Consider the following 21,702-nt stretch of genomic DNA (forward strand, 5'->3'; position numbering starts at 1 on the left):
CCGGCGAATAAGGTGTTAAGTCCCTGCCATGAAACCTTCGCTAGTCTTGAGAATGGGCCAGCAGCTGACGATGACTCCGCAGCTGCAACAGGCCATCCGCTTACTCCAACTGTCAACGCTGGATCTCCAACAGGAAATCCAGGAGGCACTGGAGTCAAATCCCATGCTGGAACGCCAGGAGGAAGGCGACGACTTCGACAATGCCGACCCCATGGCCGACAACGTCGAACAGAAGCCCAACCCGGACGTTCAGGAACCGACCTATCAGGAAGCTGCGCCCACCGTCGACAATCTGGAAGACGGCGAGTGGAGCGAGCGCATTCCCAACGAACTGCCTGTCGATACCGCTTGGGAAGACATCTACCAGACCAGCGCCAGCAGCCTGCCAAGCAACGATGACGATGAATGGGATTTCACCACCCGCACGTCCGCTGGCGAGAGCCTGCAGAGCCATCTGCTGTGGCAGCTGAACCTCGCGCCGATGTCCGACACTGATCGCCTGATTGCCGTTACATTGATCGACTGCATCAACAATCAGGGCTACCTCGACGAGTCCCTCGAAGAACTGCTGGATGCCTTCGACCCTGAACTGGACATCGAACTCGACGAAATCGAAGCGGTATTGCACCGTATCCAGCAATTCGAGCCTGCTGGCGTGGGCGCCCGCAACCTGAGCGAATGCCTGCTCCTGCAACTGCGTCAACTGCCGGCCAAGACCAAGTGGCTTGCCGAGGCACAGCGACTGGTCAGCGATTACATCGACCCGCTGGGCAGCCGTGACTATGCGCAGTTGATGCGGCGCATGAAGCTCAAGGAAGACGACCTGCGCCAGGTCATCGAACTGGTTCAGAGTCTCAACCCGCGCCCAGGCTCACAGATCGAGTCCACCGAAGCCGAATACGTGGTTCCGGACGTGATCGTGCGCAAGGACAACGAGCGCTGGCTGGTCGAACTCAATCAGGAGGCCGTGCCGCGCCTGCGGGTCAATCCACAGTACGCAGGCTTCGTGCGCCGCGCCGACACAAGCGCTGATAACACGTTCATGCGCAACCAGTTGCAGGAAGCGCGCTGGTTCATCAAGAGCCTTCAAAGCCGTAACGAAACCCTGATGAAGGTCGCAACGCAGATCGTCGAACATCAACGAGGCTTCCTCGAATATGGCGACGAGGCGATGAAGCCGCTGGTGCTGCACGACATCGCCGAAGCGGTGGGCATGCACGAATCGACAATCTCCCGGGTAACGACACAGAAGTTCATGCACACCCCTCGCGGTATCTATGAACTGAAATACTTCTTTTCCAGTCACGTCAGCACCTCCGAAGGCGGCGAATGCTCGTCCACGGCGATCCGCGCGATCATCAAAAAACTGGTTGCCGCGGAAAATCAGAAAAAGCCGTTGAGTGACAGCAAGATCGCTGGTTTACTGGAGGCACAAGGCATTCAAGTGGCCCGTCGCACAGTCGCCAAATACCGCGAGTCTCTAGGGATAGCGCCTTCCAGCGAACGCAAGCGATTGATGTAGAGGTCACAAGCCACAGCGTTCCAGTGGCAGGCAACCAAGCCTGCCTCTTAATGCACTGGCAACGAAGGAGAAGCTGTATGCAAGTCAACATCAGTGGACACCAACTGGAAGTGACCAAGCCCCTGCGCGAGTACATCGAGCTGAAGCTCAAAAAGCTCGAAGGGCACTTTGACAAGATTACCAATGTGCAGGTGACGATGGCCGTCGAGAAGCTCAAACAGAAGATCGAGGCCACGCTGCATATCCACGGTGGAGAGGTGGTTGCCAATGCGGAGCATGACGACATGTACGCGGCAATCGACCTGCTCACTGACAAGCTAGACAGACAATTGCTCAAGCATAAGGAAAAGCAGCAAAGCATCCTCAAAGGTGCGGCAGCTCGCTGATACCCCTCATCCATGATCCGACTTGAAAATATCCTGACCCCTGGCCGTTCACTCGTGAACGTGCCAGGCGGCAGCAAGAAACGTGTTCTCGAACAAATCGCCAACCTCATCGCACGGGAAGTTCCCGAGCTCGACGGTCAGGTGGTGTTCGAAAGCCTGATCGCCCGCGAAAAACTTGGCTCCACCGGGTTCGGTAACGGCATCGCCATTCCTCATTGCCGACTGAAGGGCTGTACCTCCCCCATCAGCGCCGTGCTTCACCTGAATGCGCCGGTGGATTTCGATGCCATCGACGGCGCGCCAGTAGACCTGCTCTTCGTATTGCTCGTCCCCGAAGCCGCCACTGACGCACACCTTGAGCTGCTTCGCCAGATCGCAAGCATGCTCGACCGTGCCGACGTGAGGGCCAGCCTGCGGGGCGCAAAAAGCAGCGATGAGTTGTACAACGTCGTGCTTCACGTCCAGAACGGTCACTGAACATGCGCATGATCATCGTCAGCGGTCGCTCAGGCTCCGGCAAGAGCACGGCCCTCGATGTTCTTGAAGACAGCGGTTTTTACTGCGTCGACAACCTGCCAGCCGGGTTGCTTCCGGAATTGGCTGAACGTGCACTGATCAACACCGAACTCGCCGAACCACTGCTGGCAGTGTCGATAGACGCACGCAACCTGCCCAGTCATCTGACCCGCTTTCCGAGGATGCTTGAAGAGGTTCGCAATCGTCACATCCAGTGCGACGTGCTCTTTCTGGATGCCGAAGAGTCGACTCTGCTCAAGCGCTTCTCCGAAACCCGTCGCCGTCATCCCTTGAGCAACGCCACGCGATCGCTGGCCGAAGCCATACGGGACGAAAAGACGCTATTGGGTCCGATCATCGATCTGGCCGATCTGACCATCGACACCACGCACCTGAACCTCTACCAATTGCGCGACACGCTGAAGTTAAGGCTCCTGAACAAGCCGGAGCCTGGCACTGCGTTTCTGATCGAGTCGTTCGGCTTCAAGCGCGGCATGCCCGTGGATGCGGACCTGGTATTCGATGTGCGCTGCTTGCCCAATCCATACTGGAAACCGGAGCTGCGCGACCAGTCCGGGCTCGATCAGCCGGTGGCCGAGTACCTTGCCGCACAACCGGATGTCGAGGAGATGTTTCAGGACATCTCTTCGTATCTCACTAAATGGCTGCCACGCTTCGCCGCCAGCAACCGCGCCTACGTCACCATTGCCATTGGCTGCACCGGCGGACACCACCGCTCCGTCTACCTGACCGAACGTCTGGGTCAGGTCCTGCAACAATCGCTCAAGAACGTTCAGGTCCGCCACCGCGACCTAAGCTGAAAGGATCCCCAACGCGATGCCCGCTCACCAGATCACCATCATTAACAAGCTGGGCCTGCACGCCCGCGCCGCCGCCAAATTCGTTGGTGTTGCGGGAAAGTACCCCTGCCAGATTCGCGTGGGCCGCAGCCCGGACAGCATGGTCGATGGCAAAAGCATCATGGCCGTGATGATGCTGGCCGCCGGCAAAGGCACGGAAATTCATCTGCACACCGAAGGCGACGACGAATCCGCTGCGCTGGAAGGTCTGATCGAGTTGATCAACAACAAGTTTGATGAGGGTGAATAACCTTCAGGGACTCTCTGAATTTCGCAGATCGGGAGCAAATCCCTGCTCCCACTCAATAAAAAACGCCAGCTTTACTGGCGTTTTTTTTGAGCCCAACGTTTTTTAGAAACGTGGATCAGCTCGCTCTGCGGACCGTGTCACGCAGTGCCTTGACCTTGTCGTGGTTGGCCTGAACACCAGTCAGCTGACGCTGAATCAGGCTGGTAACGTTGACCGGCAGGTTTTTCTCGGCCGCCTTTTGCGCAGCCTCTTTATAAGCTTTCAACGCGTGGTCTTCACCACGTTCTACTTCGTTCAGCACAGCTTCGTCGCTTTTGCCGGTGACAGCGGCTTTTAGCTCGACCCAAAGACGATGCAAGCCGCCTGCTGCACTCGAACTCTTATCTGGATCGCCACCCAATGCGCGTACTTCAGCTTGAAGTTCGCTCACCGCGGTTTTGCATTCGGAAGAACGGGAAAGGAAATACGCTTTGATTTCAGGGTTCTTAATATCTTCGGCGGCGGTGTGAAAGCCTTTCTCGCCGTCAATGCTGGTCTCGATCAGATCGTTCAGCACCGAGCTCGCTTCTTTGTTGATATCTGTCATTTTGCTATTCCTTTCTGGCAGGTTTATCGAAGAGATGATTCGTTCGAAACACTCATACCGGTGATATTGCAGTCTGCGTGCCAGGATTAAAAATGAGATAAGACCATATAAATCAACAACTTGAGTTTATCAAGCGACAAATCCATCACGTTTTTTGCATGATCTGTCTGTTGGCGCACATGCAGAATGCACGTATCTTCCAAGTTCACTGAAAAAGACCAACGGCGACGTCATGAACCCCGAGAAACTCAAACTTCTAGTGACGCGAGAGATGCCCTACGGCAAGTACAAGGGGCGTCTGCTCGCCGACTTGCCTGGGGACTATCTGAACTGGTTCGCCCGAAAGGGGTTTCCGGCAGGCGAGCTGGGTTCGCTGCTTGCGCTGATGCATGAAATCGATCACAACGGCCTTTCTGCGCTACTGGATCCGCTGCGCACTCGACCTCGTGAGCCTCTACGCCAAAGCCCTCTTACAACACCCATTCGCTTTTCCTGACGACTTTTGACCCATGAGGGACTTGATGACCAGTGCTCAAACTGCTGTAACGGATTACGCAATCGCGCGCGCTCAAGATGAAGCGTTTTGGCAGGCCATCGCTGCTCGATACGACATCGAGCCAGGGCCGATCAATTTCGAGCACGGGTATTTCGGGCGAATGTCCCGCGAAGTACTAAAGACCTACGAACAGCACCTCGCCTACGTCAATCGGAGCAACGCGGTGTACGTGCGCCAGCGGTTTGATACCGAGGACAGCGAGACCATTCGCGCCGATCTGGCCAGCCTCCTTGAAGTGAGGCCACAGGAAGTCGCCCTCACCCGCTGCGCGTCCGAGTCCCTGCAGTCGCTGATCCGCAACTACAACGCCCTGCAGCCGGGCGATCAGGTGTTGATCAGCGATCTGGACTACAACAGCGTGCAAAGCGCCATGCGCTGGCTGGCGAAAAGCCGGGGGGTGGAAGTGATCGAGATCACTCACAAACATCCGGCCTCCTACGACTCGCTGCTCGCAGCCTATCGCGATGCATTTGCAGGCCACCCTCGGCTCAAGCTGATGGCGTTAACCCATGTCACTCATCGCACCGGGCTGGTGATGCCTGTACAAGCCATTGCATCAGCAGCAACCGAGCACGGGGTCGACATCATCCTCGACGGCGCTCACGCACTGGGACAGCTGGACTTCAAACTTTCCGATCTAGACGTCGCATTCGCGGGATTCAACCTGCAGAAATGGATGGGCGCACCATTGAGCCTGGGTTTCATCTATGTGAAGCAGGATCGAATATCGGCAATCGATCCGGACATGGGGGACACCCGGTATGCGCCCGATGACATCCTGGGACTTGCCCCCTATGGCACCCCGAACATTCCGGCATTGATGACACTCCCTAAGGTCTTCGCCGAACACCGGGAGATTGGGGGTTCAGCCGTGAAAGGCGCGCGCCTCGCTTACCTGCGGGACCTATGGGTGAGAGAAGCGCGAAACATGGACGGCATCGAAGTCCTCACACCGGACGACCCACGCCTGTATTGCGGCATCACATCCTTTCGTTTCCAGGGCCATGCGGACCAGCCGCTCATGACCCGGCGATTGCTGGACGAGCACGGCATTTTCGCAGTGCCTAGGGTCGGGTCGGCGTGCGGCCCATGCATCCGCATCACTCCAGGATTCATCACGTCCGCCGATGACGTCGCTCGACTTACGCACGCCCTGCGCTCCTTGGCGTAGCAACCGAACCCACTGCGCATAAGCCAAAAAAATGCGACGCCTCCTGATGGAGGCGCCGCCAAGGCTTCATGAAAAAGCGAACTACAAAGGAGCGGCAAAGATACCGGGGCAAATCGGTGATGTTGCGGTACATAGTTATTGCCCATCAAAAAGCGGGCAAAAAAAACGGCGCTCCCGACCAAGGAACGCCGTCAAACAGCCATGCAACAACGACTTCTGTTCCAGCGCCCCAGCGCCTGAATCCATCATCTGGCGATCATTAGAACAGCCACGGGTTGAACGGTAGCTGTCCAGGATCAATCACCGGGACATGGTTTTCAATCAAAGAGCGCGATCGCTTCGGCGGTAGCGTCGGTAATACGCCCCCAGTCTCCGTTCTTGACCCACGCGTTGTCGATCATCCAGGTGCCGCCGACGCACATGACGTTCGGCAGGGCCATGTAGTTCTTCAAGTTCGCAGCGCTGACACCGCCAGTCGGGCAGAAACGGACTTCAGGGAATGGACCGCCCAGCGCCTTGATGGCGCCTACGCCGCCGCTGATCTCGGCCGGGAACAGCTTGAAGCGGCGATAGCCCAGCGCGTAACCGATCATGATCTCCGAGGCACTGCTGATCCCTGGCAGCAGCGGCAGTTCGCTCTGCGCGCCAGCTTCCAGCAGATCCTGGGTGCTGCCTGGGGTGACGATGAATTGCGAACCGGCTTCTTCCGCCGCCTTGAGCATGTTGCGGTCCAGAATGGTGCCAGCACCGACACACAGTTCAGGACGCGCATCACGCAGGATGCGGATGGCTTTCAGGCCGAATTCGGAGCGCAGGGTAATTTCCAGCGCGTTCAGGCCGCCTGCCGCCAGCGCGTCGGCCAGGGGCAGCACGTCCTGTTCGCGTGCGATGGTGATGACCGGCAGAATCTTTGCTTTTTTACAGAGTTCGTCGATCTGGGCAATCTTGCTCGCCATGCTATTCAACGGCTGTTTCACTTGGGTATTTTCCATGGCGGCTGATCCTTTGCTTATGGGCACCAGTAGATCTCTAAAGACGGGTTAAGGAACGCACGGACCGGCATTTCGGCGAGATCATCGCCTGCCAGCGCCTTGCGCAGGGTTTCCAGTTTTGCCTGCCCGGAAACGGACAGGATCGGTGTCGTTGCCGACGCCAACAGGGAACGCGTCATGGTCAGACGCTGATGAGGGATGCTCGGTGCCAACATCGGAAGGCAACGGCGGTCGCTGTCCAGATCCAGCGCCTCGGCAAGATTCGGGCTCTCAGGGAAAAGCGACGCGGTGTGGCCGTCGTCACCCATGCCCAACACCAGCACGTCGATCTTCGGCAGCTCTTTCAGCGCTTCGTCGGTTGCGGCAGCCGCCTCGTCCAGCGTCGTGGTCGGGCGATACAGGCTGAAAAAACCAGCCTCGGCCGCCGGGCCTTGAAACAGGAATCGCTTGAGCAGGCCGGCATTGCTGTCGGCGTGCTCGGTCGGCACCCAACGTTCATCCGCAAGGCTGATGACGACTTTCGACCACTGGATCGGTTTCTGCGCCAGTGCCTGGAAGAACGCCACAGGGCTCTTGCCACCAGATACCACAAGCGTCGCGACGCCGTGTGCATTGTTTTCGATGGCTGCGCTCAAACGCTCGGCCACATGGTCCGCCAGCGCATTGGCCAGCAGTTCGGGGTTATCGAATTCGTTGGTTTTCAGACCAGCCGGAAATTCAAGTTCACATATCGCCATACCAGGACCTCCCGTCACGAGTAATGAGTGCAATGGAACTCATGGGGCCCCAGGAGCCCGCTGCGTAAGGCTTGGGCGCATCGCCCGCCTTCTTCCAGCCCGCGATCAGCTGGTCGCACCACTGCCACGCATACTCGATCTCATCTTTGCGGACAAACAGGTTCTGATTGCCACGCATGACCTCCAACAACAACCGCTCGTAGGCGTCCGGAATCCGGGCACTGCGGTAAGCGTCGGAGAAGCTCAGTTGCAAGGGGTTGCTGCGCAATTGCATGCCTTTATCCAGCCCCTGATCCTTGGTCATCACTTGCAGCGAAATACCTTCATCGGGCTGCAGGCGGATGATCAGACGGTTGCTGATCTGCATCCGCTGTTCGGGGGCGAAGATGTAGTGCGGCGGCTCCTTGAAATGGATCACGATCTGCGACAGCTTCTGCGGCATGCGTTTGCCGGTACGCAGATAGAACGGAACCCCCGCCCAACGCCAGTTACGGATATCGGCACGAATGGCAACGAACGTTTCGGTGTCGCTCTGGGTGTTGGAGTTTTCCTCTTCCAGATAACCGGGAACCGGTTTGCCTTCGCTGTAACCGGCGATGTATTGCCCGCGCACCACCTGGGTCGCCAGGCGCTCCGGGGTGAACGGCGCCAGCGCCTTGAGCACTTTTACCTTTTCATCACGGATGCTGTCGGCGGACAGGTCGCTGGGTGGGTCCATCGCGATCAGGCACAGCAACTGCAACAGGTGATTCTGAATCATGTCGCGCAGCTGACCGGCCTGGTCGAAGTAGCCCCATCGGCCCTCGATCCCTACTTTTTCCGCCACCGTAATCTCGACGTGGGAAATGTAGTTCTGGTTCCATTGGGTTTCGAAGAGGCTATTGGCAAAACGCAGTGCGATAAGGTTCTGGACCGTGTCCTTGCCCAGATAGTGGTCGATCCGGTAAACGCGGTTTTCCGGAAGGAACTGGGCGACGGCATCATTGACCCGCCGCGAAGATGCCAGATCGTGGCCGATCGGTTTCTCGAGCACGGCGCGAGTTCGGTCGGTGAGGCCGACCAGTGCAAGGTTTTCGCAGATTGCGCCGTACACCGAGGCCGGTGTGGCGAAGTAGGCGATCATGGTTTGCGCGTCACCCACTGCTTCGGCGAGCGCGACGTAATCGTCACCCTTGAGGAAGTCGACGTGCAGGTAACTCAGGCGAGCCTGAAAACGCTCCACATGCTCGCTCTCAAGCTGAACTTCAGGGACAAAGCGGCGCAGGTTCTTGTCGATGTAGGCCAGATGCTCCTCAGGAGTACCCGGCTCACGGGCCAACGCAAGAATTCGGGTCTCGGCATGCAGCAGTCCAGCACGGTCTAGCTGGTACAACGCAGGAAACAGTTTGCGCACCGCCAGGTCGCCCAAGGCGCCGAACAAGGCAAATGTGCACGGTTCAACCGTAATCGAGAGCATAATGTTGGTTCTTTTATCAAGTTAGGCTACAAATACCTTTTTTAAAGGCGTTACTCAAGGCCAAATGTAGTAATAACCACAACATTTCCATTTAAACCACATTACAGTGGTGATCACCACAGGCCCTCAGTACGATAGGCCACCTTTGCTACAGGCTAAAGGCCCTGATGCGCACCTTTTTCATAAAGGCCTACCGATCAGCCTGTTACAGCTTCATGAGAAGGACTTTGAATGGACCGCGTACGCAATCTTCTGGAGCAGATCCAGAGCCGTCTTGAAGAACTGAACAAGGCCGAGCGCAAGGTCGCCGAGGTCATTCTGAGCAACCCTCAGCAAGCGACCCGCTTCAGCATTGCCGCTTTGGCACAGGCTTCCAAAGTCAGTGAGCCGACGGTCAACCGCTTCTGTCGCTCATTCGATGTCAGCGGCTACCCGGAACTCAAGCTGCAGTTGGCACAAAGCCTGGCCAGCGGCGCGGCGTACGTGAGCCGGGCAGTAGAAGCCGACGACAATCCGGAAGCCTATACGCGCAAGATCTTCGCCAGCGCGATCGCATCGCTGGACAGCGTGTGTCAGGTGCTGGACCCCAATCTGATCAGCAAAGCCGTGGATCTGTTGATTCAGGCGCGGCAGATCCATTTTTTCGGCCTGGGTGCCTCGGCTCCGGTGGCGCTGGACGCTCAGCATAAATTCTTCCGCTTCAATCTGGCGGTGACCGCTCACGCCGATGTTCTGATGCAGCGGATGCTGGCGTCAGTTGCGCACACCGGCGAGCTGTTCGTGATCATTTCTTACACCGGCCGCACGCGCGAACTGGTGGAAGTGGCGCGCATCGCTCGGGAAAACGGCGCCTCGGTGCTGGGCCTGACCGCAGCCGACTCACCACTGGCCAAGGCCAGCACCCTGAGCCTGAACATCCCGCTGCCGGAAGACACCGACATCTACATGCCGATGACGTCCCGGATCATTCAGCTGACCGTGCTGGACGTGCTCGCCACGGGCATGACGCTGCGTCGTGGCGTGGACTTCCAGCCGCACCTGCGCAAGATCAAGGAAAGCCTCAATGCCAGCCGGTATCCGGCGGATGATGAGTTGAATTGACGGTCAATGCACCAGATGCGCCTGCAGGCTCAACCGGGCCTGCTGCCCTGGCGCAAGCCTCAGGCACTCATCGACTCCGGACACGGCTTCGACGCGCAAGAATCCCATCGCTTCATGACCTGCCACACCCAGCAACGGCCGACTGCCCGGATGCCAGATAGCAGTACCGAGACTGTCACGGGTATCGATGCTCAATCGGCGCTGCCAGGCGTCATCGTGCAGTTCCAGAGGGCCTGCGTGCTCGAAAACGCGCTGACAGCTTCCCAGCACGCGTAGCTCGCCTATCTGCTCACAGGCACTGCGGCTGATTCCGTCATAGCCCTGAGCGCCATCCAGCCCCTCCAGCGCCACGTCCGCGATATCGCTAATGCGCCAGTAAGCATGCAATGCATGACCAAACTGGCAAGGCTCGCTGTCCTCATGTTGCGTTTCCAGGCGCAGGTCCATGCCCTGCCCCAGTTCGGCGTAGAGATCGGCCTGCCAGTCCCAGAGCGACAGGCGCCAATGCAGCGATACACCCGCTTCATGCTCACTGCTGTCGATCAGCTTCCAGTCGAGCAAACGCCCCCAGCCATTGGACGGCCAGCCGCCCTCGCCGGGATGGCGCCCGACCCAGGGCCAGCACACGGGCACGCCGCCACGAATCGCGCCGACTTGCGGCCACTGCGAAGCGCACCACAGCCAGGGTTTCTGGTTCGCGGGTTGAAAATGCAGTAACTGCGCGCCCTGTCGGCTGAACACGGCCTGGCATTGCGGGTGATTGATCACCAGCACATCGCGCAGTTGATATCGCTCCCACTGAAAGGTCGGCTGCGGTCTGGCCGACGTGAAGAAGCGTTGCAGAGGATGCTCGAGCGGTCCTGTATCACCGATGGCCATTGCTGTCTCGTGTCAGAGAGTTGATTCGTGCTGCTAGAGGTCGGTGTTGCCTGCAACCCATTTTGATCCAAAAAAAACGCCCCGAAACCGGAGCCAGTACCAAACAAAAAAAACGGGCAGCCAGGCTGCCCGTAAAGCACACACGACCCTTGATCGTTTGTGAAGCACATCAGAGAGAGATGTGCGGAGGAGCGGTCCGCACAACGGTATAGCCTTTAGAACTTGGACTGAATCTTGATACCTGCAACCAGTGCGTTCTGGACTTCATCCACACCGCCCGGGCTCTTCACGTACTGCAGGTTGGGACGTACTGTCAGCCAGTCGGTGACGTGTACGCCGTAGTAGATTTCCGAGTTGTATTCGGTCTTCTGGATTGGCAGATAGTTCGGGTTGTCGTAGTCGTCGATACCGTTGACGGCGTTGACCAGGCGACGGTTGTCCTGAGCATCGTCATTCACGTGGATACGGGCGATACCGATACCGATGTCATCCTTCGGACGTGCATCGAACGGGCCTTTGTAGACGAAACCGATCTGCTGGTAGTTGTCGACGAAGTTGGTGGCTTTGTCATGCACAGTGGCGTTGGCGAAGATGCTGAGACCACGGGATGCGTCGCCGTTGTGGCTGGTCAGCTGTTGCTGAGCCACGACCCACCAACCGTGCTTGTCCTTGTGGGACTTGAAGTCACCGCCGGCGATGGCTTGAGGCTGACCGTTCTCGTTTTCGTACAGGTCATCGGCGCTCGGGCTGCTGACGTAATAACCCAGACGGTATTCGCCCGGCAGCGAGTTAACGGTTGGTGACCACACGACTTCGACCGGAACCACGGTACCTTTGGCGCCGCTGCCGCTGAGTTTGAAGCTGTTGCCGGTTTCCAGATACGACGGGTTCTGCTCGTAGACACCGATCTGGGCGAAGACTTCAGGCGTGATGTTGTACTTCACGCGCAAGGCCCATTGGCTGACTGGCCAGTTGTACCAGGTGTTCACGTAGTTACCCACTTGCGAGCCGCAGAACGACAGGTTCTGGAAGTCGCAAGGGAAGCTGTTGAAGTCTTCGCCTTCACCGAAACGACCGATCTTGATGTCCAGTGCGCCGTCGAAGTACTTCTGCTTGACCCACATCTGCGTCAGGCGCCAGGTCTGACCACGGCCCCAGACTTCTTGAGAGGAGCTCAGAGTGCCGGCGCGTGGATCGCCGATACGGTCGTTGGAAATGTTGTTCCCGCTACGCTCGGTGATTGCCAGCTTGAATTCCGCATCATGCCAACCGAGGATTTTCTGCAGGTCCATCTGCACGCCGAACGCGAACTGGTCGCTGTAGCGGCCGGTGGTGTCGTCGTTGTAGCCGCCATTGAGGTTGGAGCCCGCCTCACCTACGTACTCGATCGGGAAGTCATAACCCTTGTCGTACAGTTCCTGGCGCAGCCCCCCCCAGTCGCCGGTAAGGTGTTCGCTGGCTTTGAAAGGCTCCATGGCGGAGGCCGTTCCAGACAACGTCAACGCACTGAGAACCGACAACCCACCGATTAGCTGAAACTGGTTAAGCGATTTGCCTGTTACCTTCTTCATCCCTTAAATCCTCGTTTTATTGTTATTAGCTTTGAACCGCGTTGTAACTACTTGCTTCGTGTGCCTGACGGGCCTTTTTTACGGCAGAAATCAGCCCGTCAGATGTGCTCGTTGACGCAGTGCTCCTGCGCGCGGGATCAGTTGCGTTTAAGCCGCGTGACGTTCCCCATGCTTTCAGCGGCCTGCGACTTTCCCAATGCCCCCAGACGTTCGCCGGTCTTGGCGTCGAACAGCAACACCTTGCTCGGATCGAACTGCAGGGTCAGGGTTTCGCCCACCGCAGGCGCGACATCCGGCGCCAGGCGGCAGCAAACCTTGCTCTCGTTCAAAGTAACGAAGACCAGCGTGTCCGGACCGGTCGGCTCTGTGACTTGCACCTCGGCGCGAATGGTCGGCATCCCTGCAGTTTCACCGGACGCTAGCACGATCTGTTCAGGGCGAAGGCCCAGAATCACCTCACGGTCTTCAAGCCCTGCATCGCTCATGCTCATCGGCAATTCGCAGCGCGCCTGACCGCTGTCCAGCAGCGCCACCAGACGACCGTCCTTGCGTTGCAGGCGCAGGGGAATGAAGTTCATCGGCGGCGAACCGATGAAGCTGGCGACGAACAGGTTGGCCGGATCGTTGTAGATCTGTTTCGGCGTACCGAACTGCTGAATGATGCCGTCCTTCATGACCGCGACCTTGTCGCCCAGCGTCATGGCTTCGATCTGGTCGTGGGTCACGTAGACCGTAGTGGTCTTCAGGCGTTGGTGCATCAGTTTCATTTCGGTGCGCATTTCGACGCGCAGCTTGGCGTCGAGGTTGGAGAGCGGTTCGTCGAAGAGGTAGATCTTCGGACGACGCGCCAGTGCGCGGCCCATCGCCACACGCTGCTGCTGACCACCGGACAACTGGCCCGGCTTGCGGTTGAGTAGGTGCTCGATCTGCAGTAGCTTGGCAACGCGGGCCACTTCCTCGTCGATGTCCGACTGGCTCATCTTGCGAATTTTCAGACCGAATTCGATGTTCTCGCGAACGCTCATGGTCGGATACAGCGCGTAGGACTGGAACACCATGGCGATGTCGCGATCCTTGGGACTCATGCCGCTGACGTCTTGATCACCGATCATGATCGCACCGCCCGTGATGTTTTCCAGGCCAGCGATGCAGTTCATCAGGGTCGACTTACCGCAACCCGAAGGACCGACCAGAATCAGGAATTCGCCATCCTTGATCGACAGTTCGATGTTCTTCAGGGTGTCCGGCAGGCCGGCCCCGTAAGTCTTGTTTACATTGCGAAGTTCGAGCGTTGCCATGATTACCCCTTGACTGCGCCGGCCGTCAGCCCGCGCACGAAATACTTGCCTGCGACCACGTAGACCAGCAGGGTCGGAAGCCCCGCGATCATCGCTGCCGCCATGTCCACGTTGTATTCCTTGACCCCGGTGCTGGTGTTGACCAGGTTGTTCAGCGCCACCGTGATGGGCTGCGAATCACCGCTGGAAAACACCACACCGAACAGGAAGTCGTTCCAGATCTGGGTGAACTGCCAGATCAGGCAGACCATGATGATCGGGGTCGACATCGGCAGAATGATCCGCCGGAAAATAGTGAAGAAACCGGCGCCGTCCAGACGTGCGGCTTTGACCAGCGCATCGGGAATGCTGACGTAGTAGTTACGGAAGAACAGCGTAGTAAACGCCAGGCCGTAGACCACGTGAACGAACACCAGCCCGGTGGTGGTGCTGGCCAGGCCCATCTTGCCCAGCGTGAAGGACGCTGGCAGCAGAACGGTCTGGAACGGCAGGAAGCAGCCGAACAGCAGCAGGCCGAAGAACATCTGCGAGCCACGGAAGCGCCACATCGACAACACGTAGCCGTTCATGGCACCGATGGCCGTCGAAATCAGCACCGCCGGAACGGTGATCATGATCGAGTTCCAGAAGTAGCCTTTGACAGTTGCCCAGGCTTTGATCCAGCCGATGCCGGTGACTTCGGTCGGCCAGCTCAGCAGGTTACCGCTGCCGATGTCTTCCGGCGATTTGAAGCTGGTGAGCAGCATCACCACCAGCGGGATCAGGTAAATCAGCACCGCGCCAATAAGCACCGCATAGATCGCGATCCGGCTCAGGCTAATGGACGGTTTGGCGGCCAGACTAGTCATTGCGCTTGGTCCTCAGCTCGGAATACAGGTAAGGCACAAGGATCGCGAGAATCGCACCGAGCATCAGAATCGCACTGGCCGAGCCCATGCCCATCTGGCCACGGCTGAAGGTGAACGAATACATGAACATCGCAGGCAGATCGGACGAGTAGCCCGGACCCCCGGCAGTCATCGCCGCCACCAGGTCAAAGCTCTTGATCGCGATGTGCGCAAGGATCATCACGGCACTGAAGAACACCGGACGCAGGCTTGGCAGCACCACTTTCCAGTAGATCTTCGGCATGCTGGCGCCGTCGATCTGCGCCGCACGAATAATGGACTGGTCAACGCCACGAAGGCCGGCCAGGAACATCGCCATGATGAAACCGGAGGCCTGCCACACGGCAGCGATCACCAGGCAGTAAACAACGCGATCAGGGTCGATCAGCCAGTCCAGACGGAAGCCTTCCCAGCCCCAGTCACGCAGCAGTTTGTCCAGGCCCATGCCCGGATTGAGGAGCCATTTCCAGGCAGTACCGGTGACGATCATCGAGAGCGCCATCGGATACAGGTAAATAGTACGAATGAAACCTTCGCGACGAATGCGCTGATCGAGGAATACAGCCAGCAGCACACCGACCACCAGGCTAATGCCGATGAACATGCCGCCAAAGACGGCCAGGTTCTTGCTCGCGACCCACCAGCGGTCGTTGTCGAACAGCCGGGCGTATTGAGCCAGGCCCACGAATTTGTAGGACGGCAGGAAAGTCGAGTTGGTGAACGACAGAATGAACGTCCACAGGATATAGCCGTAGAAGCCCACCAATACGATGAACATGCTTGGCGCCAGCACCAGTTTGGGTAGCCAGCGCTGCAGTGCATCGAACGGCGAGGCTTTGCTGAACACAGCAACAGAACTCATGGTGAAATCCAGTACAGAAAAATAAAGGTGGTACACGCTCCCTTTGTAGGAGCGCGCTTGCCCGCGATGACGCAGTGTCATCCAACCCATCACTTACAGACAGATTGCTTTCGCGGGCAAGCGCGCTCCTACAGGGCTGCGGTGCTGGGCCTTACTTGGCAGCCTTGATGGCCGCGCCGAGCTTCTTCGCCGCGTCGGCCGGATCGGCTTTCGGGTCGTTGATGAAGTTCGTCACGACGTCAAAGAACGCGCCTTGAACGGCCAGCGTGGTCGCCATGTTGTGCGCCATGCTTGGCTGCAGGCCGCCAGTCTTGGCATCTGCCAGGAAATCCTTGGCAGCGGTCTGTGCGCAGGAGTCGAAACCGTACTTGCCCATGTCGGCGAGCATGTCGTTACGAACCGGAATCGAGCCCTTGTTGATGCTGAAGACTTTCTGGAAGTTTTCACCCAACACGACCTTTGCGATGTCCTGCTGACCGGCAGCGGTGCCCGCGTCTTTCTGCTTGAACACGGCAAGGGAGTCGATGTTGTAGGTGAATGCCTTGTCGGTACCCGGGAAGGCTACGCACTCGTAGTCCTTGCCAGCGACTTTCTTGGCAGCGGTCCACTCGGACTTGGCCCAGTCACCCATGATCTGCATGCCGGCCTTGCCGTTGATAACCTTGGCCGCTTCCAGGTTCCAGTCCTGGCCTTTGCCGTCCGGGTCCATGTAGGTCGCGACTTTCTTGAGTTCGGTCAGCGACTTGACCATCTCTGGACCGGTCAGTGCGCCGTTATCCAGATCGACCAGGGCTTTTTTGTAACCGTCGGCGCCCATCACCGAAAGCACGACGGCTTCGAAGACGGTGCTGTCTTGCCAAGGTTGGCCACCGTGGGCCAGAGGGATGAAGCCTGCCGCCTTGAGCTTGTCGCCCGCAGCGTAGAATTCTTCGAGGGTGGTGGGGGCTTTTTCGATGCCGGCTTTCTTGAAGACTTCAGGGTTGATCCACAGCCAGTTGACGCGGTGGATGTTCACCGGAACAGCTACGTAATCACCGTCGTACTTCACGGTATCGGAGACTTTCTTGTCCAGCAGGCTGTCCCACTTCTCCTGCTTGGAAACGTCTTTCAGAACGTCAGTATCGAGCAGGCCGGTGGAGGCCCACTCCTGAATGTCGGGACCTTTGATCTGGGCTACGCCAGGCGGGTTGCCAGCCACGGCGCGGCTTTTCAGAACGGTCATGGCGGTCGAACCGCCGCCGCCGGCGACAGCGCCGTCTTTCCAGGTGAATCCGTCTTTTTCAACTTGAGCCTTGAGCACATCGACAGCGGCCTTTTCGCCACCGGAAGTCCACCAATGGACGACTTCAACAGTGCCTTTGGAATCAGCGGCCATGGCGCTCAGAGGGAACAACGAGGCGAGAGAAACGAGTGCTGCGAGACGGGTAATCGAATTCATCTATATGACCTTTCTTGTTGTTATGCATGAGCAAGTCTTGGTGCTTGCGCTGCATGGATTCTAAACAACGCGCTAGAGCGGACGGTAACGAAGGGATGCGCGAGTGTCACTGCATGGTTACATTCACGAAACCCGTGGAATAACCTGTACGGGCGCGCTTGCCCGCGATCGCGATGGGCCAACCACCCCGCTGCCACCTGACCTCTCTCAATTGCGGGCAAGCGCTCGCCTGCAACGGCAAAGGTCGGTGGTTACTCAACGCCACGTGGCAGATACAGCGTCACGCGCAAGCCGCCCTCACGCAGGTTCTGCAAGGTCACTTCGCCGCCATGGCTGTGAGCAATATTGCGAGCGATGCCGAGCCCCAGGCCATAGCCCTGCTGATGTTTGCCCGCCAGACGGAAATGCGGTTCGAACACCTGCTCAAGCCGCTGTTCGGGCACCCCCGGCCCCTCGTCCTCGACATGCAGAATGAACGCCTCGGCATCGTCCTCGACGTGCAGATGTGCCTTGTCGCCGTACTTGATGGCGTTATCGATCAGGTTACCCATGCAACGCCGAAGGGCGAGCGGCTTGCCGTAGAACATTGACATCGCCTTGCCTTGCAGCGTGACGCGACCGCCGCCATTAGGGCCAAGGTAGGGTTCGATCAGGCAATCGAGTGCGTGATTGAGGTCGACCGGCTCGATGTTTTCGTGAATGTCGGTGTCCTTTACGCATTGCAGAGCGCCCTTGACCAGCAGCTCCAATTCGTCGAGATCGCGGGTGAACTTGACCTGCATCTCTTCGTCTTCCAGAAGCTCGACACGCAGACGCAAACGGGTGATCGGCGTGCGCAAGTCGTGGGAAATCGCACTGAACAACTGCCCACGCTCGGTGAGGTAGCGGCTGATGCGATCACGCATGGTGTTGAACGCACGGGTTACTTCGATCACTTCGCTGCCGCCGCCCTCCACCACCGGCTCGACGTCAGCGCCCAGCGATAAATCCCGCGCCGCGCGAGCCAGTCGCTTGAGTGGCCCGCTCTGCCAGTGCACCAACAAGCCGATGAAGACCAACAGGAAGATGCTCGTCAGGCCGATAAACCAGACTTGCTGCGACGGCAGGCCTTCTTCTTCAAGCATCGTGTAGGGCTCCGGCAACAGCGAGGCGATGTACAGCCATTCGCCGGGCGAGAGTTCGATCTGCGTCACCAGCACGGGCGGATTCACCGGCTCCAGGGTCAAGGCGTAATGGGCCCAGGAGCGTGGCAGCTCGTCCAGCCTCAGGCCGCTGTTGAAAATACGCAGGTCTTCGGGGCGAACGAACCGAACCAGAATGTCCGGATCGGCGCCCAGGTTCTGCCGCAGCACCTGGCCAACCGTGTCGATGACGGCGGTTTTACGTACGGTCGGCTCGAGCACCTGCATGTCCAGCGGGCGGTCGTTGAGCGACACGAAAAATCGCGTGCCGCCCATGCTGCGCAGTTGATCGAGCACCAGCGGACGAAACGCCACAGGCAACGAACGGAAATAGCTGACGCTCGCGGCCATGGAAAACCCCAGGCTGCGGGCACTGGTGATCAGGCCTTCCATCTGCGTAGCGCGCAGTTGAGACAGCCAGATCAGGCTGGACAGTGTCTGGGCGAGCAACACCGCCAGCAGCGTCAACAGCAACATGCGCCCCAGCAATGAACGCGGTACCGGCAGACGGCGCTTTTTCTCGGTGACCATCGGCGATCAGTAGCCGTTGCTGGCTTGCGGCAGCACGTTGGCCGCCAGCAGATAACCGCTCCCTCGCACGGTGCGAATCAGCCTCGGCGCCTTGCCGGTGTCGCGCAAACGCTGGCGCAGACGACTCACCGCCATGTCGACGATGCGCTCAAGCGGCATCAGCTCCCGCCCGCGCGTGGCGTTGCCGATGGTGTCGCGGTCGAGGATCTGCTGGGGGTTGTCGAGAAACAGTTTGAGCAAGGCGAAATCGGCCCCGGACAGAATCACCTCTTCGCCATCGCTGTGGAACAGACGATGACTGACCATGTCCAGACGCCATTCATCGAACACCAGCACTTCGCCGCCCGCGCGCTCCTGGCCGAACTGGGCACGACGCAACAGGGCCTTGATGCGGGCCTGAAGTTCACGGGGACTGAAAGGTTTGGCCATGTAGTCATCGGCGCCAAGCTCCAGCCCGATCACTCGGTCGGCTTCGTCGGAACTGGCGGTGAGCATGATGATGGGCACGTGGGGCTGACGGGGGTGCTGCCTGACCCAGCGACAGAGGCTGAAGCCGTCTTCATCGGGCAGCATGACGTCGAGAATCAGCAGGTCGCTCGGCTCATCGTTGAAAGCCTGACGAAACTCGGCCCCGTCACCGACGGTACGCACCTGAAAGCCGGAGCGGCTCAGGTAGGCCTGCAGCAATTCACGAATCTCCTGGTCATCGTCGACCACCAGAATCGATTTACTGACAGCGTTCACTTTGGTCGTCCTTGTAAGCACTGGAATTGTTGTTATGGGTGGAGCATGTTTTTACGCCGCAGCCATTGCGGTCGTAAACCTCTGTAGCAGCACGACTTGCCGGCGGTAGCGTTCCCGAGACCGTCACCGCCGGCAAGCCGGACTGCTACAAGTGTTGCGCCGCGCCAGAAATCACTCGGCGACAGTGTCAGCCCTGAGCAACCAAGGCCTGATCCAGCGCCACACCGGCGCCCATCAGGCCCGGATATTCTGCCGTCACCAGCCACACCGGCACATCCTTGAAGTAATCCTTCATCAGGCCTTTTTCTGCGAGCGCCTTGTTGAAGCCGCTCTGCATGAAAAAGTCGACGAATCGCGGGATTACGCCACCGGCAATATACACGCCTCCACGGCCGCCGACGGTCAACACATTGTTGCCCGCCACTCGACCGAGGAACACACAGAACTGCTCGAGCACAGCGCTCGCGACCGGGTCCCCCTTGAGCGCTGCCGACGTAATGGCGGCAGGCGACTTCAACACCGGCTCGATCTCGTCCAGCGCACAACTGACCTGGTACAGCAGCAGCAGACCGGCGCCGCTCAGGATCGTCTCGGCACTGACATGCTCATGATCGGCCATCATGCGCATCCACAGCAACGCTTCGCGGGAGCTGCCGATGGGCAGATCAACGTGACCACCCTCGCCCGGCACGGCAGTCCAGTGATTTTCGCCACTGCGAACCAACGTGCCGACACCCAGCCCGGTACCAGGACCGATCACCACCCGGGCGCCTTTGGGATCGCCCTTGCCGTGTCTCACGGTCAGGTATTCATCATCACGCAGACGGGTCATCCCCAGTGCCATGGCAGTGAAATCGTTGACCATGATCAGGGTGTCGATCTTCAGTGCCGCGCAGAACGCCTGGCGATTGATCTTCCAGTGGCTGTTGGTGAAATGAAAATCGTCGCCCGTTACCGGCCCCGCAACGGCGAGACAGATAGAGCCGACATCACCCAACTGCAATTCCAGGTCCTGCAGGTAGACCAGCAGGGCTTTTTCAGGGCTGGCGTAATCGACCGTCGGGAACACCCGGATCGAATGCAACTGATCGTCTTCCCAAATGGCAAAACGAGCATTTGTACCGCCGATATCACCCACCATCGCCAATGTCACTTGAGCGTCTCCAGATTCGTAGTAAAGGCGCTGGCGCCCTTCTCTGCCGAGCTGAAGGCCATGCGCATGAAACCGAACAGTTCGCGTCCGGTTCCCACGTTATGGGACAGACGTCCGATTGCCGGCTCTCTGGCGGCCAATTCTGCCGGTTCGACCAAAACTTGCAACGTCCCTTTCACACCGTCTACCCGAATGATGTCGCCATCGCGCACTAGCGCCAGCGGGCCACCGTCGCTGGCTTCCGGGCAAACGTGGATCGCTGCCGGGATTTTGCCCGACGCACCGGACATGCGCCCGTCAGTGATCAACGCAACCTTGAAGCCGCGGTCCTGCAGCACGCCTAGGAATGGCGTCATTTTGTGCAACTCGGGCATGCCATTGGAGCGCGGGCCCTGGAAACGCATGACGGCGACGAAATCGCACTCGAGTTCGCCGGCCTTGAATGCGTCGGCCAGATCCTGCTGATCTTCGAAGACTTTCGCCGGGGCTTCGACGATCTGATGCTCCAGCGCAACCGCCGAAACCTTCATCACGCCGCGCCCCAGATTGCCTTCCATGACACGCAGCCCGCCCTCCGGGGAGAACGGACGAGCGATCGGACGCAGGATGTTTTCGTCCAGGCTTTTGAGCGGGCCATCACGCCATACCAGCTTGCCATCATCAAGAAATGGCTCCTGGGTATAGCGGCGCAGGCCACGACCCATGACCGTATTGACGTCTTCGTGCAGCAGACCGGCATCCAGCAATTCGCGAATCAGGAACGACATCCCGCCTGCTGCCTGGAAGTGGTTGATGTCCGCTTTGCCGTTTGGATACACATGGGTCAGGGTCGGAACGACTTCCGACAGATCGGCCATGTCCTGCCAGGTCAGTTGAATGCCCGCGCATTGCGCGATGGCCGGCATGTGCAGTGTGTGGTTGGTGGAACCGCCCGTCGCGTGCAGGGCAACGATCGAGTTGACCAGCGAACGCTCGTCCACAATCTCACCCAGAGGGATGAATTCGCCGCTCTGTTTAGTCAGACG

General features: G+C 58.6%; 22 protein-coding genes. 8 read left to right on the top strand and 14 right to left on the bottom strand.

Annotation, left to right across the window (positions count from 1 at the left end):
* Positions 1–28: 28 nt before the first annotated feature.
* The 5 genes from D3M70_RS29635 to D3M70_RS29655 all read left to right on the top strand — a co-directional run bounded on the left by D3M70_RS29635 (position 29) and on the right by D3M70_RS29655 (position 3,534).
* Positions 29–1,522, top strand: coding sequence for an RNA polymerase factor sigma-54 (locus tag D3M70_RS29635; RefSeq protein ID WP_120129612.1), 1,494 nt, complete (start codon positions 29–31; stop codon positions 1,520–1,522).
* Between the two features lie 77 nt (positions 1,523–1,599).
* A complete protein-coding gene (gene hpf / locus D3M70_RS29640; RefSeq protein WP_062384329.1) occupies positions 1,600–1,908 on the top strand; it encodes a ribosome hibernation-promoting factor, HPF/YfiA family in 309 nt (102 codons plus the stop codon).
* A 12-nt stretch (positions 1,909–1,920) separates the two neighbouring features.
* The gene (gene ptsN / locus D3M70_RS29645) at positions 1,921–2,385 is read left to right on the top strand and encodes a PTS IIA-like nitrogen regulatory protein PtsN (protein WP_120129614.1); all 465 of its coding nucleotides are present in this window, start codon (positions 1,921–1,923) and stop codon (positions 2,383–2,385) included.
* Positions 2,386–2,387: 2 nt separating this feature from the next.
* Positions 2,388–3,245 carry an RNase adapter RapZ gene (gene rapZ / locus D3M70_RS29650; protein ID WP_120129615.1) on the top strand — a complete coding sequence of 286 codons (858 nt, stop codon included), beginning with the start codon at positions 2,388–2,390 and terminating at the stop codon, positions 3,243–3,245.
* A 16-nt stretch (positions 3,246–3,261) separates the two neighbouring features.
* Positions 3,262–3,534 carry an HPr family phosphocarrier protein gene (locus D3M70_RS29655; protein WP_120129617.1) on the top strand — a complete coding sequence of 91 codons (273 nt, stop codon included), beginning with the start codon at positions 3,262–3,264 and terminating at the stop codon, positions 3,532–3,534.
* Positions 3,535–3,649: 115 nt separating this feature from the next.
* Here D3M70_RS29655 and D3M70_RS29660 read toward each other — a convergent pair whose 3' ends face one another.
* Complete coding sequence (locus tag D3M70_RS29660) at positions 3,650–4,120, bottom strand: PA2169 family four-helix-bundle protein (protein WP_120129618.1); 471 nt, start codon at positions 4,118–4,120, stop codon at positions 3,650–3,652.
* Between the two features lie 232 nt (positions 4,121–4,352).
* Between D3M70_RS29660 and D3M70_RS29665 the strand changes: the two genes are divergently transcribed.
* Entirely contained in the window at positions 4,353–4,616 is a 264-nt protein-coding gene (locus tag D3M70_RS29665; protein WP_120129620.1) for a DUF3820 family protein, read from the top strand.
* Between the two features lie 25 nt (positions 4,617–4,641).
* Positions 4,642–5,847, top strand: coding sequence for an aminotransferase class V-fold PLP-dependent enzyme (locus D3M70_RS29670; protein WP_120129622.1), 1,206 nt, complete (start codon positions 4,642–4,644; stop codon positions 5,845–5,847).
* Between the two features lie 317 nt (positions 5,848–6,164).
* Here the strand turns inward: D3M70_RS29670 and D3M70_RS29675 are convergent, their stop codons facing one another.
* The 3 genes from D3M70_RS29675 to zwf are packed head-to-tail and all read right to left on the bottom strand — an operon-like array spanning position 6,165 to position 9,032.
* A complete protein-coding gene (locus D3M70_RS29675) occupies positions 6,165–6,839 on the bottom strand; it encodes a bifunctional 4-hydroxy-2-oxoglutarate aldolase/2-dehydro-3-deoxy-phosphogluconate aldolase (protein WP_120129623.1) in 675 nt (224 codons plus the stop codon).
* Positions 6,840–6,856: 17 nt separating this feature from the next.
* Positions 6,857–7,576: a 6-phosphogluconolactonase gene (gene pgl, locus D3M70_RS29680; RefSeq protein WP_120129625.1), complete on the bottom strand. Its 720-nt coding sequence runs from the start codon at positions 7,574–7,576 to the stop codon at positions 6,857–6,859.
* On the bottom strand, positions 7,563–9,032 hold the full coding sequence (gene zwf / locus D3M70_RS29685) for a glucose-6-phosphate dehydrogenase (protein WP_120129626.1): 1,470 nt from the start codon (positions 9,030–9,032) through the stop codon (positions 7,563–7,565). Before zwf ends, pgl begins: the two co-directional genes overlap by 14 nt.
* A gap of 231 nt (positions 9,033–9,263) precedes the next feature.
* Between zwf and D3M70_RS29690 the strand changes: the two genes are divergently transcribed.
* Positions 9,264–10,133, top strand: coding sequence for a MurR/RpiR family transcriptional regulator (locus D3M70_RS29690; protein WP_120129628.1), 870 nt, complete (start codon positions 9,264–9,266; stop codon positions 10,131–10,133).
* 3 nt (positions 10,134–10,136) lie between these two features.
* Here D3M70_RS29690 and D3M70_RS29695 read toward each other — a convergent pair whose 3' ends face one another.
* From D3M70_RS29695 to D3M70_RS33820, 10 genes are all read right to left on the bottom strand, one after another.
* Positions 10,137–11,012 (bottom strand): D-hexose-6-phosphate mutarotase, encoded by an 876-nt coding sequence (locus D3M70_RS29695; protein WP_120129630.1) that lies wholly within the window; start codon positions 11,010–11,012, stop codon positions 10,137–10,139.
* 215 nt (positions 11,013–11,227) lie between these two features.
* On the bottom strand, positions 11,228–12,583 hold the full coding sequence (locus D3M70_RS29700; protein WP_120129631.1) for a carbohydrate porin: 1,356 nt from the start codon (positions 12,581–12,583) through the stop codon (positions 11,228–11,230).
* Between the two features lie 137 nt (positions 12,584–12,720).
* Positions 12,721–13,881: an ABC transporter ATP-binding protein gene (locus D3M70_RS29705; protein ID WP_120129633.1), complete on the bottom strand. Its 1,161-nt coding sequence runs from the start codon at positions 13,879–13,881 to the stop codon at positions 12,721–12,723.
* Between the two features lie 2 nt (positions 13,882–13,883).
* Positions 13,884–14,729: a carbohydrate ABC transporter permease gene (locus D3M70_RS29710; RefSeq protein ID WP_120129634.1), complete on the bottom strand. Its 846-nt coding sequence runs from the start codon at positions 14,727–14,729 to the stop codon at positions 13,884–13,886.
* The gene (locus D3M70_RS29715) at positions 14,722–15,630 is read right to left on the bottom strand and encodes a carbohydrate ABC transporter permease (RefSeq protein WP_120129906.1); all 909 of its coding nucleotides are present in this window, start codon (positions 15,628–15,630) and stop codon (positions 14,722–14,724) included. The genes D3M70_RS29710 and D3M70_RS29715 overlap by 8 nt, the downstream gene beginning before the upstream one ends.
* Before the next feature lie 151 nt (positions 15,631–15,781).
* The gene (locus tag D3M70_RS29720; protein WP_120129636.1) at positions 15,782–17,068 is read right to left on the bottom strand and encodes an ABC transporter substrate-binding protein; all 1,287 of its coding nucleotides are present in this window, start codon (positions 17,066–17,068) and stop codon (positions 15,782–15,784) included.
* Between the two features lie 251 nt (positions 17,069–17,319).
* The gene (locus D3M70_RS29725) at positions 17,320–18,780 is read right to left on the bottom strand and encodes an ATP-binding protein (RefSeq protein ID WP_120129638.1); all 1,461 of its coding nucleotides are present in this window, start codon (positions 18,778–18,780) and stop codon (positions 17,320–17,322) included.
* A gap of 6 nt (positions 18,781–18,786) precedes the next feature.
* Positions 18,787–19,524 (bottom strand): response regulator, encoded by a 738-nt coding sequence (locus tag D3M70_RS29730; protein WP_120129639.1) that lies wholly within the window; start codon positions 19,522–19,524, stop codon positions 18,787–18,789.
* A gap of 187 nt (positions 19,525–19,711) precedes the next feature.
* Positions 19,712–20,665 (bottom strand): glucokinase, encoded by a 954-nt coding sequence (locus tag D3M70_RS29735; RefSeq protein ID WP_375233060.1) that lies wholly within the window; start codon positions 20,663–20,665, stop codon positions 19,712–19,714.
* Positions 20,666–20,673: 8 nt separating this feature from the next.
* Positions 20,674–21,702 (bottom strand): dihydroxy-acid dehydratase (locus D3M70_RS33820; RefSeq protein ID WP_256660034.1); only part of this gene is annotated, 1,029 nt, incomplete at its 5' end.

It is taken from the genome of Pseudomonas sp. LS-2 (genome assembly GCF_003605735.1).
In the GTDB taxonomy this organism is placed as follows: domain Bacteria; phylum Pseudomonadota; class Gammaproteobacteria; order Pseudomonadales; family Pseudomonadaceae; genus Aquipseudomonas.

Coding starts and splice junctions, on each gene's coding strand:
- D3M70_RS29635 (WP_120129612.1), top strand. CDS start 29: ATGAAACCTTCGCTAGTCTTGAGAATGGGCCAGCAGCTGACGATGACT.
- hpf (WP_062384329.1), top strand. CDS start 1,600: ATGCAAGTCAACATCAGTGGACACCAACTGGAAGTGACCAAGCCCCTG.
- ptsN (WP_120129614.1), top strand. CDS start 1,921: ATGATCCGACTTGAAAATATCCTGACCCCTGGCCGTTCACTCGTGAAC.
- rapZ (WP_120129615.1), top strand. CDS start 2,388: ATGCGCATGATCATCGTCAGCGGTCGCTCAGGCTCCGGCAAGAGCACG.
- D3M70_RS29655 (WP_120129617.1), top strand. CDS start 3,262: ATGCCCGCTCACCAGATCACCATCATTAACAAGCTGGGCCTGCACGCC.
- D3M70_RS29660 (WP_120129618.1), bottom strand. CDS start 4,120: ATGACAGATATCAACAAAGAAGCGAGCTCGGTGCTGAACGATCTGATC.
- D3M70_RS29665 (WP_120129620.1), top strand. CDS start 4,353: ATGAACCCCGAGAAACTCAAACTTCTAGTGACGCGAGAGATGCCCTAC.
- D3M70_RS29670 (WP_120129622.1), top strand. CDS start 4,642: ATGACCAGTGCTCAAACTGCTGTAACGGATTACGCAATCGCGCGCGCT.
- D3M70_RS29675 (WP_120129623.1), bottom strand. CDS start 6,839: ATGGAAAATACCCAAGTGAAACAGCCGTTGAATAGCATGGCGAGCAAG.
- pgl (WP_120129625.1), bottom strand. CDS start 7,576: ATGGCGATATGTGAACTTGAATTTCCGGCTGGTCTGAAAACCAACGAA.
- zwf (WP_120129626.1), bottom strand. CDS start 9,032: ATGCTCTCGATTACGGTTGAACCGTGCACATTTGCCTTGTTCGGCGCC.
- D3M70_RS29690 (WP_120129628.1), top strand. CDS start 9,264: ATGGACCGCGTACGCAATCTTCTGGAGCAGATCCAGAGCCGTCTTGAA.
- D3M70_RS29695 (WP_120129630.1), bottom strand. CDS start 11,012: ATGGCCATCGGTGATACAGGACCGCTCGAGCATCCTCTGCAACGCTTC.
- D3M70_RS29700 (WP_120129631.1), bottom strand. CDS start 12,583: ATGAAGAAGGTAACAGGCAAATCGCTTAACCAGTTTCAGCTAATCGGT.
- D3M70_RS29705 (WP_120129633.1), bottom strand. CDS start 13,881: ATGGCAACGCTCGAACTTCGCAATGTAAACAAGACTTACGGGGCCGGC.
- D3M70_RS29710 (WP_120129634.1), bottom strand. CDS start 14,729: ATGACTAGTCTGGCCGCCAAACCGTCCATTAGCCTGAGCCGGATCGCG.
- D3M70_RS29715 (WP_120129906.1), bottom strand. CDS start 15,630: ATGAGTTCTGTTGCTGTGTTCAGCAAAGCCTCGCCGTTCGATGCACTG.
- D3M70_RS29720 (WP_120129636.1), bottom strand. CDS start 17,068: ATGAATTCGATTACCCGTCTCGCAGCACTCGTTTCTCTCGCCTCGTTG.
- D3M70_RS29725 (WP_120129638.1), bottom strand. CDS start 18,780: ATGGTCACCGAGAAAAAGCGCCGTCTGCCGGTACCGCGTTCATTGCTG.
- D3M70_RS29735 (WP_375233060.1), bottom strand. CDS start 20,665: ATGGTGGGTGATATCGGCGGTACAAATGCTCGTTTTGCCATTTGGGAA.